The organism is Legionella worsleiensis (genome assembly GCF_001467535.1).
GTDB lineage: Bacteria > Pseudomonadota > Gammaproteobacteria > Legionellales > Legionellaceae > Legionella > Legionella worsleiensis.
Genome location: NZ_LNZC01000012.1, coordinates 178,184 through 193,485 on the forward strand (window position 1 = coordinate 178,184; position 15,302 = coordinate 193,485).

The following is a 15,302-nucleotide window of genomic DNA, read 5'->3' on the forward strand; positions in this document are numbered from 1 at the left end:
GCTCCTAAATTGCTGCTTGAGGAAGTAATTTCTCTACCAGCTTGGCAGATGATAATACCCCGGGTATTCCGGCACCCGGATGTGTACCTGCCCCAACCAGATACAGCCCATTAATTCCTTCAGCCTGATTGTGGTGGCGGAACCAGGCTGATTGATAAAATAAGGGCGCTACAGAAAATCCGCTTCCCTGGAACGCATGATAATCTGTCTTAAAGTCCATAGGGGTTTTGCTGATGCTGACCGTCAGGACTTCAGACAAACCAGGTAAACAGGTCTGCTCCAGTTTTCTTATCATTCGCTTGATAAAAGGATCTGTTTGTTTTTGCCAGTCAATGTCACTGCTGAGATTGGGCACAGGGCACAGGCAATAGAACGCATCGTGACCATCCGGTGCCATAGTCGAATCAGTTGCTGTGGGGCGATGCAAATAAATCGCCATATCGTTTGACAGGACTTTCTTATGAAAAATATCAGCCAGCAGACTTTGATAGTCATCGCCCATAATGATGGTGTGATGGGGCACCTCGGTATATTGTTTTTTCGTACCAAAGTACCAAACAAAAAGCCCCATAGATGGCTTACTTAAAGCCGTTTTCCATTTAGATACTAAAGGCTGATGCCGGGCATCGATCATGTAACGGTATAAATGCAGGGGATCAGCATTAGAAATAACCACATCACAAGCAACACGCTCACCGTTCTGTAGGATTATTGACTGGACTTTTTTATCCACTATTTCAATGTGTTCTACCGGGCAATTCAAGTGAACCCCGATACCCACCTCGTTCATCAATACTGCTAAGGCTTTAATCAGCTGTCCTGTGCCACCCATCACATAGTGAACCCCCCACTTGCGCTCTAAATAGTGAATGAGGCTGTAAATAGAGGTTGTTTCCATAGGGTTGCCACCCACGAGCAAAGGCTGTACTGAGAAGGCTTGTCTGAGGACTGGATGCTTGATAAAGTCACATACCCACTGCCATACACTTTTGTAAGATTTTAATCGAATCAAGCTTGGTATCAGCTTTGCCATTTGCGTAAACTGATGAAAAGGATGGTCGGCAAGCTGCTCAAATCCGATTTCATAAATCTCTTTGGAATGAGCTAATAATTTAAGGTAGTTGTCTTTATCTTCCGGTGAAATACGACCAATTTCAGTCAGCAGTTCTTCTAGTGAACCACCATAATTAAATATCATCCCATCCGGATATAAAAAACGATACCAAGGTTCTATAGGAACCAAGGTGACGTAGTCTTTCAGTTGACGATCGAATAAAGCAAACAATTCCTCTAAAAGAAAAGGCGCCGTTATTACGGTCGGCCCAGCATCAAAAGTATAACCCTCTTTAACATAGACTTGCGCTCGACCTCCCAGCATGGGGCATTGACAATACAGATCCACTTCATACCCTTTTGCTCTGGCGCGTAGTGCGGCAGCTATACCTCCTAACCCCCCGCCTATAACCGATAATTTTTTGTTCACACAACATCCTTAATCAGTCGAGGCTGAATATTATGGTACAGTTGCAAAAAAGGTTGCCGTATATCCTGGGGTAATTGGTGAATGATTGCCTGAGCTTGATGTAAGTGATTACTTGCCAACTCCTGTGCTTGAGACAGCAATATGGGGTTATCCTGATTAAATACGTTAAAAATAGAAAAATTAAGCTGGTTTTTGTCTTCTTCCATGTCCGTTATGTCATCAACAATTTGATAACTAATCACTAAGTGACGAATGATTGCTTCGAATAATGAGCACTCAGTGAGGTGCTCGCTGATAAGTGTCGCAAGCTTAATGCCCAGCATCATTAACTGGCCAGACTTGAGCCAGCAAATATTCTCATAATGGGGTAGCTGAGGTTTCTTAAGTGTTATTGCGTTAATATCTCGAACTTGGCCTGTGATTGTCTTTGTGACACAGTGATGAATGAGTCGCACAGAGCTACCGATACAGCTATAGGGTAGAAGAGATGTTGTATGATAAGCCATGGAAATAAGCAGATCACCGTATGCTAGCGCTTTAGCAAGACCAAATTGTTGACACAAAGACTTTTGACCACGGCGAAAAACGGCATTATCCTGGATGTCATCGTGTATCAAAGAGGCATTATGAAGCATTTCAACAAGAGCTGCACAATGAATGGCTGTCTCAAAGGGAAGTTGCATGGCTATGGAACAGTTAAAGGTGAGTCGTGCTCTGGTTAGGCTACCGGGTTGTTGAAAGTGAAAACGACTTATTTGCAGCATCTCTTCATCCAGGTCGTTTTCTATCAGCTGTTTGAATTGAGTCATAAATCCATGTGAATCAAACATTGGTATGTAACCTTGAGTCAAGACGGTGAGAGATATACCCAATGCCTTTAGCAGCACTGGGTATAGAACAAATTAAGCTTCAGCGTACCCTTCTTCCGCTGACTTGCTTCGGGCAATAAGAAAAATGAGTATTCCGAAACCCGCTTTGGCAACGATGTCAGCGATAGAGTAGCCTACTTGTAGCGCTACATAACCATCACCACCTGCAAACCCTAAGTTTGGCAGCAAATAAACAATAGGGTAAAAACACCAGGCGAAGACAGTCAAATAACACGCCTTGCGAACGAGTGGTTGTGTTTTATGAGGCTGTTTGGAGATGGATGCACGCAGACCAAAGAAGAGCTCGTAAACGATATACAGGAAAGGAATCATAGACAATACCCACCACATTAAGCGAGTGGTCATATCAGTTGAAATCTCACCAGGGTAACCCAGCATCACCATTACCGCAGCTGCCAATCCTAATTTGATTGAACGAGAGCTTGTCTCTTCGTGTGATAACTTCATCACCAGAATAAGCTCTACAAGCAGTAGTGGCACAGTTAACAACCAGTCTACATAACGGTAGGCATCGTTAAACGGTTTACCCGATAAAGTAACGGTCTCACCCATGACATTATAAGCATGTTCAAATGAGAAAAAGATTTGAAGGTAATGATAAGCTGCAATAAAGGTAACCAGACCGGTGATTGAGATGGCCAGACGATATTGGGCAGAAACACGTCCCAGGTTCAACCAGAAAAATAGCGTTGCCGCCATCATTAAAGCAAATGTAAATGAAAAAACATTATAAAGTAGGTTATACCCTATAAGCCCCATATTATCCATAATTTATTCTCCAATATAAATTTTTTCAAGTGACAACATTTACCAAAACTTCATCAAAATGCCTACATTTTAATTTTATTAAGACAGGAACGTTAAATGTTATTACAACAGTCAAATATAAAATAAAGGTACTAAAATCAGGCAGTTAAAAGAAGCATCATTGGATAACCTAGCAGAAAAAAAAAGTAAATACAATCCGGCCTGAACATAATCGTTTGTGTTGCAGCAATTAATGTGTCTTTACGTTATAATAGAGTGTTTTTCTACTAACGAGTTTTAGAGATCTATGTTGACTGAACGTAAAATGCTGGTAACCAGCGCTCTTCCTTACGCCAATGGGCATCTCCATCTGGGGCATCTGGTGGAACACATTCAAACCGATATTTGGGTACGTACCCACAAAATGCTGGGCATTATGTGCCTCAGTGTCTGTGGTGATGATGCGCATGGAACTCCTATAATGCTTAAAGCCGAGCAAATGGGCATTACCCCTGAAGAGTTGACTGCCCAGATCAAATTAAGTCATGAGCAGGATTTTAAAGCCTTCGCTATAGACTATGATTGTTACCACACCACACATTCCCCTGAAAATCAGGTTTTGGCTTCCGCCATTTATGAACGGTTACAAGCCGGCGGTGATATCGTAAAAAAAACCATTAGGCAGGCATTTGATCCTGAAAAAAAGATGTTTTTGCCTGACCGTTATGTTAAAGGTACTTGTCCCAAATGCAGCGCACTGGATCAATACGGTGATAACTGCGAAGTGTGTGGGGCAACCTACTCCCCAACAGAATTGATTGATGCCGTATCGGCTATTTCCGGAGCAAAACCAATAGAAAAAGATTCGGAACATTATTTCTTTGATTTGCCAAAATACGAAGCATTATTAAAAGAATGGACTGCCAGCGGGCATTTACAAACAGAAGTTGCCAATAAACTGGAGGAGTGGTTTGCTGCCGGATTAAAACAATGGGATATTTCTCGTGATGCGCCTTATTTCGGATTCCCTATTCCGGGGACGAAAGATAAATACTTCTATGTTTGGCTGGATGCGCCTATAGGTTATATGGCCAGTTTTAAAAAATATTGCGATGAGCAAGGTATTTCCTTTGATGAATTCTGGAATAAGGATTCCAAAACAGAGCTTTATCATTTTGTTGGCAAAGACATCGTGTATTTCCATGCCCTATTTTGGCCAGCCATGTTGGCAGCCAGCGATCATCGTATGCCCACAGCCGTTTATACCCACGGGTTTTTGACGGTTGACGGGCAGAAAATGTCTAAATCACGGGGAACATTTCTCGAAGCCCGTACCTATCTCGAGCATTTGCATCCTGAATATTTGCGTTATTATTTTGCTGCTAAATTAAATGGACGAGTTGACGATCTGGATTTGAATTTTGATGATTTTACCAATAGGGTTAATGCCGATTTAGTGGGTAAAGTGGTGAATATTGCAAGTCGTTGTGCGGGTTTTATCAACAAACGCTTTGATAACTGTTTGAGTTCTTCTTTGGCTGAACCGCAGTTGTATGCCGATTTGCTTGCCGTTAGAGAATCGGTAATTGATTCTTTCGTTTCCCGAGACTACGCCCGAGCCATCAGGCAGATTATGGACTGTGCTGATAAAGTCAATCAATACATCGATGCAAATAAACCCTGGGTTTTGGCAAAAGACGACACCAGGCTGGCGGAAGTTCATGCAATTTGCACCATGGGAATTAATCTGTTTCGTATTTTAATGACTTATTTAAAACCGGTTATACCCATGATGGCTCAGGCTGCAGAGCAGTTTTTGGCTTGTGATGCGTTGACCTGGGATTCGGTGAATCAACCATTATTAAATCATCGTATCAATACGTTTAAGCCTTTGATGGTTAGGGTAGAAAAAGAAAAAATTGATGCGATGTTTGCACAAATCAGGGAATCGTCCATGACAACAGCAGCAGTAGAAAAAAAACAAGACTCGATAGAACAGACCATCAGCATTGATGATTTTGCCAAGGTCGATTTGCGTATAGCTAAAATCATTTCCGCATCACCGGTTGAGGGCGCAGATAAACTATTGCGCCTGACCCTGGATTTGGGCGATTGTCAAAAACAGGTTTTTGCCGGAATTAAAAGTGCGTATGCTCCTGAAGATTTAATTGGACGATTAACAGTAATGGTCGCAAATCTGGCGCCACGAACCATGCGCTTTGGTGTTTCAGAGGGAATGGTTCTGGCTGCAGGTGATGGTAAAGGCATTTATCTGCTGCAACCTGATTCTGGAGCGCTTCCGGGCATGAAGGTGAAATAATGGCAACAGTAAAAGAGGTTGATGCGCTTTTGCCACAAACGCAATGCGGCGAGTGTCATTTTTCCGGTTGCATGCCTTACGCCGAAGCCCTGGTTCAGGGCACTGCCTTAATTAATCAATGTCCACCGGGTGGCGTTGAAACAGTTAAGGCCTTGGGTGCTTTGTTGCATGTTGATCCTGTACCTTATCTGGATGAAGCCCTTAAACGAACACGTCAACCCTCTGTTGCCGTGATTCGCGAAGCTGAATGTATTGGCTGCACCAAATGCATTAAGGCTTGTCCTGTAGATGCCATTATCGGTAGCGGTAAACTAATGCATGCCGTCATTACTCATGAATGTACTGGATGCGGGTTATGTGTTGAACCATGTCCTGTAGATTGTATCGAAATGGTCACTTTGGAACAGGCACAATACAACAAAGACAGGGCGCGCCAACGATACCATGCTCGAGAAGCACGTTTGTTGCGAGAAGAGCATGAAAAACAACAGCTTTATCGGGAAAAGAGTCAATTGGCACAGCAGTCACAAGATCTGCTGGATGATAAAAAAGCAAAACAAAATTACATTCAACAGGCGTTGGCTCGGGTTCAAGCAAAAAAAAGATGATGAATAAACAAAAACGACGAGAACTGTTTGAGCGTTTTCGCAATCACAATCCTCATCCAACAACGGAGTTAAATTACCGCTCTTCTTTTGAGTTATTAATTGCGGTGATTCTCTCTGCCCAGGCGACCGATGTGAGCGTGAATAAGGCTACAGAACAACTCTATTCTGTAGCGAATACGCCACAAAGTATTCTTGATTTAGGATTGGAGCGGCTGAAAAGTTATATTAAAACCATAGGATTGTATAACAGTAAAGCGCTTAATATTCTTAAAACCTGCGAGATTTTGATAAAGCAATATCAGGGGGAAGTACCTAATCAACGAGACGCTTTGGAGTCTTTACCTGGAGTGGGCCGAAAAACGGCCAATGTCGTTCTGAATACGGCTTTTGGGCAGCCCACTATGGCAGTGGATACCCACATATTCCGAGTGGCAAACCGAACAGGATTAGCAAAAGGTAAAACTCCCTTGGCTGTTGAATTGGCGTTGCTAAAAAGAATTGAACCTGAGTTTTTACATGATGCCCATCATTGGTTGATATTGCATGGCCGCTATATATGCACCGCCCGAAATCCAAAGTGTACCGTTTGTCCTGTGAGCGATTTGTGTGAATACAAAAGTAAAAATACATCCATTAATCATTCATCAATGGATGATGAATAGACAGTGAATTTGATTTTAGGTCGTTAGAACACGTTAAATGTGCAGTCAATTTTTATAGTGCGTTTTGTTCCTGAGCATTCTTTTTAATAATTTTCATTAAATTGTTCTTTTAAAACACCAATATTTGTGATTTATTATCCTGGAACGTAATTCTGTGCGAGCAAGGAGAGCTTTATGAGTTGGTGGTCAGTAGTTGATCGAGTTGTGGCTGTGGGTGCGAAGTTGAAAAATAGCGCACTATGGGTTTGGAATAATGCCTCAATAGCAAAAATTAAAACAACCTTATACGATTACACGAAAAATACATTGTCACAGATAGTTCAACAAGGCAAAGCCTTGCGTCAAGCAATTCCAAACTTAAGAAATAATCCTGCCGCAAGAGAAGTGGTTAATGGCATGGCCTATGTTGTCGTAAAGGGTGTAATGCCCATCCTTGCTTTGAATTGTGCGAATAATTCCGTACAAAATTACTTTCGTGAAGGCCACGAAGCCGATTCCTGGCTTGAGCCATATTCTGTTTTTTTGGCCGGTTTGTCTTTGGTGGATTATGGAGTTGAGGCTTATACCTACAGGCAAGGTGTGCAATCATTAATTCATATAACCACTCTTGATGCGGTAGGTCCTGCGGCATTTAATGCCAATAAAATAACGCCCCCTCCTTCTTTGTGTAAGGAACTGGATTGTAATTTCAAGAGGATATCCAAAGGCATGTTGCGTGAGCCTTTTATCTTGGCTGCCAATGATTTAATGACCTGGGCTATAAGTACTGTTCCTTATGGTGGTCAAGCAGCATCTCAGATTATGCGGATATTTTTTAACGGTCGCTATATTACTCGGCTGGTTACTCCTGAGCGTTGTGAGCGACACAAGGCGATGATGCAGGAGTCTGTTTTTGCCTTAGGATTAACCTATGAAGCATCAACCTTCATCATGGACTATTTGTTGGAAGCGACGGTTGGAATTCCTCCTTTTCTATTTCATAGAACTTTGAAGCATTTGATTTTGCTAATGCATGTTAACATGGCCGCTCATATGAATATTCCTTTGGTTGAGAATAGAGATACAGCATCGGTAATTGATCCTTTAGATCTTTATGAACGAGTCTGTCGCTTTATTGCTGATGTGATTTTTGCTGGATTAATGAAAAGAATACCTATTGATTTTAAACCGATAAAAGGTGCCCCTCCTTTAATCCCATTATCTCCGGCATTAAAATTTGGTACCGCATTGTTAAATAATGATAAAGAGCGGGAAATTAAAAAGGCGCCAGGGTTTTTTAATAAGGCAGTGCACAGGGTTATTCCCTGGATAGTTCCTCCTGTTTTTCAGAGTTGGCGAGATTTTATTAATGATCCTATCATTGCGACCTATTGGCATGAAATCCAGAAAGGCAGTTTAAATACGGTTCAGATTATACTTAGTTACAAAGAAAGCAAAACTTCATCGACTTTAAGATGGATTCCTCCTAAAGCAGTTGCGGTTGCAATTAATCTTAAGTTTGGCATACCGAAAAAACTGACTCAGTTTTTGATTATGTTAAGTAAAGAAGGCGATTTTTGGGATTTTTTAGAGGCGTTAAAATCCTGGCTGGAACGAAATGGCGTCAAGGGTGAAGTAGTACTGCTTCCTCATAGTGGTATTGATTTACCAGGAGAGAGAAAGCTGGCGGCTGTGCCTGTAGAGCTGAATCAACAACCCGTAGAGGCTCCAGAGCAATTGATTTCGACCCGGGCAGAACAAGACGCCATCCCAGTGGAGCAATTTTTCACTAGAGCACAACCATTAGAGCACGATAATGACATCATTTCTGCTGCAAGTTTATTTGCCCGAAGAAGGGAACTTCCAGATAGCGAGCCGGTTAAAGGCCAAGCTGTTGGCTATTTTGTGTAAGATTGCAATGGGTATGGCTGCTGAAACAGTCTGCATCATGCAGCCTGTTTCAGAATAGCTTTTTACGTTTAAAGTAAAACAGCATTGATACTGCCAGCGCTACCATTCCTGTTAGGACTAGCGGATAACCATAACGCCATCTGAGTTCGGGCATGAACTCAAAATTCATTCCATAAACACCCACGATGAATGTTAAAGGAATGAAAATACTGGCAAACATGGTAAGAATCTTCATGGTCTCATTCATTCGGTTATTTAACGTTGAAAGATAAATATCCAGCATGCTGGAAGACATCTCTCGATGCAAATCTATAGACTCTACCAGGCGAATGCAATGATCATAGAGATCTCTAAAGTAAAGATTGTAGCGATTTTTTATAAATCCACCGTCATCGGTCAATAAAAGATGAACAATATCTCGCAGGGGTGCTATGGTTTTTCTTAGCGTGATGGTACGTCTTTTGATGGTATAAAGTGATTGGAGTTCCACGAATTCGGGTTTTTTGATTAATTGATCTTCTATTTTTTCTAATAAAACGGATGTTTCCTCAACAAAATTAAAGTAATCGTCCACAATATAATCCATGACAAGATAGGTGAGATAATCACTTCCGTGCTCCCTTACCAAAGAGTGCTCGGCACTGAGCCTTTTATAGATAGGGGATAAATCATAGCTATCTGATTCTCTAAAGGTGATGAGCAGGTTTTGTTTAATGATTAAACTGAATTGCTCCGTAGAATAGGTAAATTGGTCTACAGGTGTTTCTAATAACTTAAAAACAATGAACAAATAATCTTCAATGATATCGATCTTCGGTCTTTGCCTGGTATTGAGCAAATCTTCAATTACCAGGGGGTGAATTGCGTACTCATTACATATGTGGGTAATTTTGTTGCTGTCTTCAAGCCCTGCAACATCAATCCAGATGTGTTTTCCTTCTCGCAGAGCCGCATTAATTGCCTCAATATGAAACGTATTAAGCATTTTATAGCTCTGGGTATCGTAAATGTGAACATAAATATGAGTAGGTTTAGGTGGATTTTCGCCAACGTAAACAGCAGTTCCTGGTAATAATCCTGTTTTTGAAGACGCATGTTTTTTGTGATGACTCATATAATAATCCCGGTTGGGTAAATTCAAAGGATATTCCAACTGGATAGGGTGTCTGAAATTAAATAGCCTACCCGGTATACAAAGTAACAAAAATCCTTGGCTTACTCTGGTTTTATGTAATTAATGATTAGCTTAGCAGGATTTTTAGGGTGCAGTCGACCAGATTATGCAGGCGTTAAAAATCGCTTAATTTGCTCTACTTGCTTCATCAAAGACTATGATGTTATATTTGCAATCTTACTAGCCTAATAAAGCGCATTTATTTTAGAGAACACGACAGCACCATCGCTTTGTGTTGAGCAAATGCAGTCTGGCGAACCAAGATCGTTAAGATAGGGTCGTGAGTTATTTAATGGAACAAACTCTGAGAATGAAGCAATCCTTGCCAGTACATCACACTTCAGGGTTCTTGTTTTTGGCGATTAGCGTTATTACCTGCTTGCTTTTATTAATCAATGTATCGTTTAAAATAATAATTGTTCAGGGGTTGGTCTGCTCCATAAGTTCTTTGCTTTGTCCTTTAATTGCAGGAATATATTTATTCATACTCAGACATTGTACCTTAAGAGAACAGCGTCACATTCTGAATATTTCCTTGATGGCATTATATATTTATTGCATTGGGGTTTATGTTTTGGTGAATTTACCTGCTGCTGAATTCATGCACGATAATCCAGTGTATGAAATTGTATTTGAAGACATTCCTAAAAAATTTTTTGCAACGACTCTTTCTTTTTTATTAAGTTTTTATTTGCCCCATTTATTTTGGTGTACCACAAAAGGTACATTATTGTCTGCGCCGCAACAAAGTGTGACTTTAGCGATTTTAGGTGGGGTTTGTTTTTTTACGATTGATTTTTATTTACTCTTCTCTAACCCTCATGCTCATAGTTTTAAACAGATTTTTATAGATTCATTCATGATAGCCTCTGCCGTATTATTGATTATTGGCGTGAGCTATTTATCCTTTACCTGGCATAAAAAACAACCCGTCTCAAAACAGATGAATGGGCATTCAAATGAGCCTCTGCCTCTTTATCACTATCTGCTGTGTTGTGCACTTGCGGTCTTGTTTATGTGCCTGGCTTGCGAATATCGCATTGTGTCTTTGACCAAAAATTGTGTTCTTGCAGCCAGTTGTATTTTTTTTCCAATTACCATGACCGTGAGTACGGTAATTGGTGAGTTGTGGGGCTATAAAGCCCATTTAAGATTGGCTCTGACCTTGATTGCGGCACAGTTGGTTTTTGATGTCTTGCTTATGGGGATAGTTGCTCTTCCCTCTCCCAATTTTTATGATTTGAATCCTTTTTACAATTATATTTTACCCCGAAGAGTACCGGCTGCTTCTTTGTCTTTATTTGTTACTTTTTTAAGTAATGCCATGTTGCTGCATTATTTAAAGCGTTTGAGATGGCAGCCAAGCACTGCTGTACGTATCCTGATTGCTAATATTTTTGCCAATTCTCTTTTATGTCTTGTTGATTACAGCGTGCTGTTCGGTGGCATTTATTCTTACGAGCACATCATGATTTTGGTCATTAATGTCTGGCAATATAAGCTGTTGATGACCGTTATTTCTTTACCTTTTATTCTTTGGTTATGTCACAGGCTAAGAAAAAATAGTGCGCCAGTTTATTGTGCATTACAAAATCAGATTCATTGACCTGCAACAAAAAAAGAGCAGTCCAAAATACCACAAACAAGAACCGATGCGAGGGCGCTGAAGTATTTAAAAACACTGGCTGCTGATAAGATAAAGTCACTCCTCAGTACTACGCAGAGTTGTAAGACGAGCAGTATGTGGCTCAGTCGTACAGCTCTGCCAGCGATAGGTTCGTGTTATTTTTCTTGTTTTTCCGGTCTTTTCCATCCGTAAAGGGTTTTTTGTCTTGATTCGGTTAAGGTCAGTTCTTCGGGCGGAACATTTTTGCGGATGGTGCTTCCTGCTCCTATAGTGGCGTTTTTTCCTAGGGTTACTGGCGCAACCAATTGCGTATCCGAACCAACAAAAACCCCATCTTCAATAACCGTTTGATGCTTATTGACGCCATCGTAATTACAGGTAATCGTACCGGCACCAATATTCACTTTTTTGCCTATGGTGACATCACCCAAATAACTTAAATGACTGGCTTTACTGCCTGCATCAAAGACCGCTTTTTTGGTTTCAACAAAATTACCAATTTTACATTCAGCAGCCAGTTGTGTACCTGTTCTGAGTCGGGCAAAGGGGCCAATGTCGCAATGATTGCCTATCTGACATCCTTCCAGTACGCTGTTTGCGTAGACAGTACATCCAGCCCCCAAAGTGACATCTTTTAAGCAGCAGTTAGGACCTATATTGCAGCCATCCCCTAACACTACAGTGCCGGAAAAGACGCAGTTAACGTCTATGAATACGTCTTTACCACAGACAAGATCTCCACGCAGATCAAAGCGACTGGCATCTGCCAATCCCACGCCTTGTTCCAAAAATTGCTCGGCCATACGTTGTTGCCATATCCTTTCAAGCTGCTGCAATTGCAGGCGGTTATTAACTCCCTGGATTTCATAATGATTGTGGGTAGTTAATGAGGTAATGGGTGTTTGATTTTCTACTGCCAGAGCAATAATCTCGGTTAGGTAGTATTCACCCTGAGCATTGTTGTTGCCTAATTTGGGCAGCCATAGAGCCAAATCAGCAGCTTTTGCGCAACAGATGCCAGTGTAAATTTCTTTTATTTTCTTTTCTTGCTCGTTAGCATCTTTTTCTTCTACAATGGCCTCGATTTCACCCTTGTTGTTTCTGATAATACGTCCTAGACCACTAGGGTCTTCTAGGTGGGCAACCAAAAGCGCAAGAACGGATTGATGTGCCTGGGCTGATTTGCTGCATTCAAGCAGTGCTTGGAGGGTATTCGTCTGAATGAGTGGCACGTCAGCAGACAATACAATAACCTGTGCATCAGGTGGAATATGGGGCAAAGCCTGCATTACAGCATGACCGGTGCCCAGTTGCTCTGCTTGATGAACCCAGTGAACTGGTAAATCAGGGAGGGATTTTTTTATTAGTTCACCACCATGGCCATAAATAACATGGATTACATCGGGGTTGAGTTGTAACGCAGTTTCTACTACACGGGTAAGCATTGTTTTACCAGCCAGCTGATGCAGAACCTTAGGTGTATTGGAATACATTCTTTTTCCTTGGCCTGCCGCTAAAATAATAATTTGTAAATTCATAAGATTTGTGATTTCCTTGGTTAGGTTACATAAACGGGCGTTGAAAATAAGCAGTCTGGTTCAAAGTTACTGACTTAAAGACAAGTATAATAAACAAGTTGCAGTTAAAGGAGTAGGGCAATGACAATATTTCTAAAAGCGTTAATTCAACTGATCAGAGATAAATTAAATGCTCTGTCGGCTAGACTGGATTATCAAGCAAGTCATCCTGGATTGTATAATATGACATTATCTTTAGAGAAAAAGAGCATTGTTGCTGTTTTAGATAAGAAACTATTAGATTTTACTGGAACTGGTCATGATCAGAATGATTATAAGACTATCATTGATTGGGTAAATGAGAGTCACCAACACATCTTGGCAGCGCAAGTAAAACATTCTAAATCTAGCGATGGTGATACTCTAAAATTGATTGCTGATTTGGCATTTCAAATTCGCCGTTTTTTTGAAAAAATAGACACCTGCAACCATGCGACTGAATCAAATGCTGCAAGTTCGGCATGCCCGGCGAGATTGCAATTAATTAATCATCCCTACCGCCAAACACCAGAACATATTGTTTATTATTATGCTGCAATATATCTAGGGGAAGAAATTTTTCAGCCCCATGATTGGGCTAAACCCGATATTCGAGATCTCAAAGAAAAAGCTGTAATTGATCGAATTCAATCTATCAGTCTCAAAATTCAATCACAGTTTAGCTTGGAGGCCAGGAAAGAACAGGTTTTAAAAGAGCTTAATGATTTATTGAGAGACAATCATGATATCGTCACTCCAAAATCAACTTCCAGCATAGGGATTCCATTTTTTGACATCGCCTCTTTGATAAAAATTCGAGTACCAACTACATTTTTTGATCCCGGTGAGGGGCGTTTGGCGAGAGTGTTTGGTTTGGCTAAAATCGAGGTAATGCACATGACAGAAAGTAATTTTCAGCCTGAGGTGCATGAAGATAACGTTGCGGCTTCGTCAACGCTATAAGCATTACCCGTATGGGTAACTCGGCATCATATCCGGTCGTTGTGAACAAAGACTATAGAGTTTTAGTTGATTATGAGTATGGGGTGTTGAACCCTTATTAAGATGGTATGATGTTGTTTCATTACCAAACGTCACAATGTCCCGTTATTGTGACGCTTGCGTAAAACGATCCATTTTCGCAAAAAGTACATTTTATTTATGGAGTCAGGGAGTGATGCAATTCCCCACACAAATCGGTATCCATTAATACCTTAATTTGGGAGATGTCTGTGTTTTTGCTTAATAAATACAAGAGTTTACAATGAGCTGCCTCAGGGGTCATATCGTGGCCGCTGATTAGGCCAGCCTCTTTTAGCGTATGTCCTGTTGCATAGTGACTCATTTCAACATGGCCTTGTTGGCATTGGGTGCAGTTTACAATGATGACCCCTCTCTTGCAGGCATCAGTAAGGAGTTGTAAAAAACGAGGATCGTTATTCTGAGCATTTCCGGCACCGTATGTTTCCAGGATTAATCCTTTTAGGGGTTGGTTGAGGATATAGGCTAAAACGTCGGTTGCAAAACCAGGGAATAAGCGAAAATTAGCGATAAATTGCGGCGTTATGGTTTGCAAATGAAATGGCTTTTGCGGTGGTTTTTGTAATAAATGCTGATGCAGTTCAATGTCTATCCCCACGGTTGCCAGATGAGGAAAATTCGGAGAGTCAAAGGCATTAAATCGTTGCGCACTGATTTTTTGGGAGCGATTGCCACGTAATAAGCGTTGATTGAAATAAATACACACTTCGTTAATGGGTTGATGGGCGCATAACCAGAGAGAGGTGATGACGTTATCCAGGGCATCGTTACGCACTTCAGATAATGGAATTTGCGATCCGGTGACGATTACGGGCTTGCCCAAGTGTTCCAACATAAAAGATAAAGCAGAAGCCGTATACGCCATGGTGTCGGTGCCATGAAAAACAACAAACCCATCGAAATGATCATACTCGTTGGCAATGTCACTTGCGATGCGATTCCACTCATGAACGGTCATATTGGAGGAATCCAGCAGCGGGCAATATTCCTTAATCACGTATTCAGGCATGTCCTGATGTCTTAACGCAGGGATTTGCGCCATGGCTTGAGCGACGTAATGCGCAGAGGGTTCATAGCCATGCGGTGTTTTGATACTACTGATGGTTCCACCGGTATTAATAATTAATATGCGTTTGTTCATGAAAATCTATTAAAGTTATTTTTGTTTATTATATCCTGCTTTTTCCGGTATAGCGAAAGAAGCATCTTTATCGGGTTTGCCTGGAATCAATCCGCTTTTTTCCCCTGATACTACTTGACAGTTATGGAAGGGCTCATGTAGAAATTAAAGCCAGGATGGATGT

The 15,302-nt window shown here is 41.1% G+C and carries 12 protein-coding genes; 6 read left to right on the top strand and 6 right to left on the bottom strand.

Features of this window, described 5'->3' with window-relative positions; translation table 11 throughout:
- Window positions 1-4: 4 nt before the first annotated feature.
- The 3 genes from crtI to Lwor_RS06640 all read right to left on the bottom strand — a co-directional run bounded on the left by crtI (window position 5) and on the right by Lwor_RS06640 (window position 3,141).
- Window positions 5-1,483 (bottom strand): phytoene desaturase family protein, encoded by a 1,479-nt coding sequence (gene crtI / locus Lwor_RS06630; protein WP_058493115.1) that lies wholly within the window; start codon window positions 1,481-1,483, stop codon window positions 5-7.
- Window positions 1,480-2,313: a polyprenyl synthetase family protein gene (locus Lwor_RS06635; protein WP_058493116.1), complete on the bottom strand. Its 834-nt coding sequence runs from the start codon at window positions 2,311-2,313 to the stop codon at window positions 1,480-1,482. The genes crtI and Lwor_RS06635 overlap by 4 nt, the downstream gene beginning before the upstream one ends.
- A 72-nt stretch (window positions 2,314-2,385) precedes the next feature.
- The gene (locus Lwor_RS06640) at window positions 2,386-3,141 is read right to left on the bottom strand and encodes a bacteriorhodopsin-like (protein WP_058493117.1); all 756 of its coding nucleotides are present in this window, start codon (window positions 3,139-3,141) and stop codon (window positions 2,386-2,388) included.
- 286 nt (window positions 3,142-3,427) lie between these two features.
- Here Lwor_RS06640 and metG point away from each other — a divergent pair, with 286 nt between their 5' ends.
- The 4 genes from metG to Lwor_RS06660 all read left to right on the top strand — a co-directional run bounded on the left by metG (window position 3,428) and on the right by Lwor_RS06660 (window position 8,600).
- A complete protein-coding gene (gene metG / locus Lwor_RS06645) occupies window positions 3,428-5,440 on the top strand; it encodes a methionine--tRNA ligase (RefSeq protein ID WP_058493118.1) in 2,013 nt (670 codons plus the stop codon).
- Window positions 5,440-6,048 (top strand): RnfABCDGE type electron transport complex subunit B, encoded by a 609-nt coding sequence (locus tag Lwor_RS06650; protein WP_058493119.1) that lies wholly within the window; start codon window positions 5,440-5,442, stop codon window positions 6,046-6,048. The genes metG and Lwor_RS06650 overlap by 1 nt, the downstream gene beginning before the upstream one ends.
- Entirely contained in the window at window positions 6,048-6,710 is a 663-nt protein-coding gene (nth, locus tag Lwor_RS06655; RefSeq protein WP_058493120.1) for an endonuclease III, read from the top strand. Before Lwor_RS06650 ends, nth begins: the two co-directional genes overlap by 1 nt.
- A 174-nt stretch (window positions 6,711-6,884) precedes the next feature.
- Window positions 6,885-8,600 (top strand): hypothetical protein, encoded by a 1,716-nt coding sequence (locus tag Lwor_RS06660; protein ID WP_058493121.1) that lies wholly within the window; start codon window positions 6,885-6,887, stop codon window positions 8,598-8,600.
- 49 nt (window positions 8,601-8,649) lie between these two features.
- Here Lwor_RS06660 and corA read toward each other — a convergent pair whose 3' ends face one another.
- Window positions 8,650-9,714, bottom strand: a complete 1,065-nt coding sequence (gene corA, locus Lwor_RS06665; protein ID WP_058493122.1) for a magnesium/cobalt transporter CorA — start codon at window positions 9,712-9,714, stop codon at window positions 8,650-8,652.
- 370 nt (window positions 9,715-10,084) lie between these two features.
- Here corA and Lwor_RS06670 point away from each other — a divergent pair, with 370 nt between their 5' ends.
- On the top strand, window positions 10,085-11,380 hold the full coding sequence (locus Lwor_RS06670) for a VUT family protein (RefSeq protein ID WP_058493368.1): 1,296 nt from the start codon (window positions 10,085-10,087) through the stop codon (window positions 11,378-11,380).
- Between the two features lie 176 nt (window positions 11,381-11,556).
- On the opposite strand, the gene glmU is transcribed toward Lwor_RS06670, so the two are convergent.
- The gene (gene glmU, locus Lwor_RS06675) at window positions 11,557-12,939 is read right to left on the bottom strand and encodes a bifunctional UDP-N-acetylglucosamine diphosphorylase/glucosamine-1-phosphate N-acetyltransferase GlmU (protein WP_058493123.1); all 1,383 of its coding nucleotides are present in this window, start codon (window positions 12,937-12,939) and stop codon (window positions 11,557-11,559) included.
- A gap of 120 nt (window positions 12,940-13,059) precedes the next feature.
- Between glmU and Lwor_RS06680 the strand changes: the two genes are divergently transcribed.
- The gene (locus Lwor_RS06680) at window positions 13,060-13,920 is read left to right on the top strand and encodes a hypothetical protein (protein WP_058493124.1); all 861 of its coding nucleotides are present in this window, start codon (window positions 13,060-13,062) and stop codon (window positions 13,918-13,920) included.
- Between the two features lie 196 nt (window positions 13,921-14,116).
- On the opposite strand, the gene ansA is transcribed toward Lwor_RS06680, so the two are convergent.
- Entirely contained in the window at window positions 14,117-15,139 is a 1,023-nt protein-coding gene (ansA, locus tag Lwor_RS06685; RefSeq protein ID WP_058493125.1) for an asparaginase, read from the bottom strand.
- Between the last annotated feature and the right edge of the window lie 163 nt (window positions 15,140-15,302).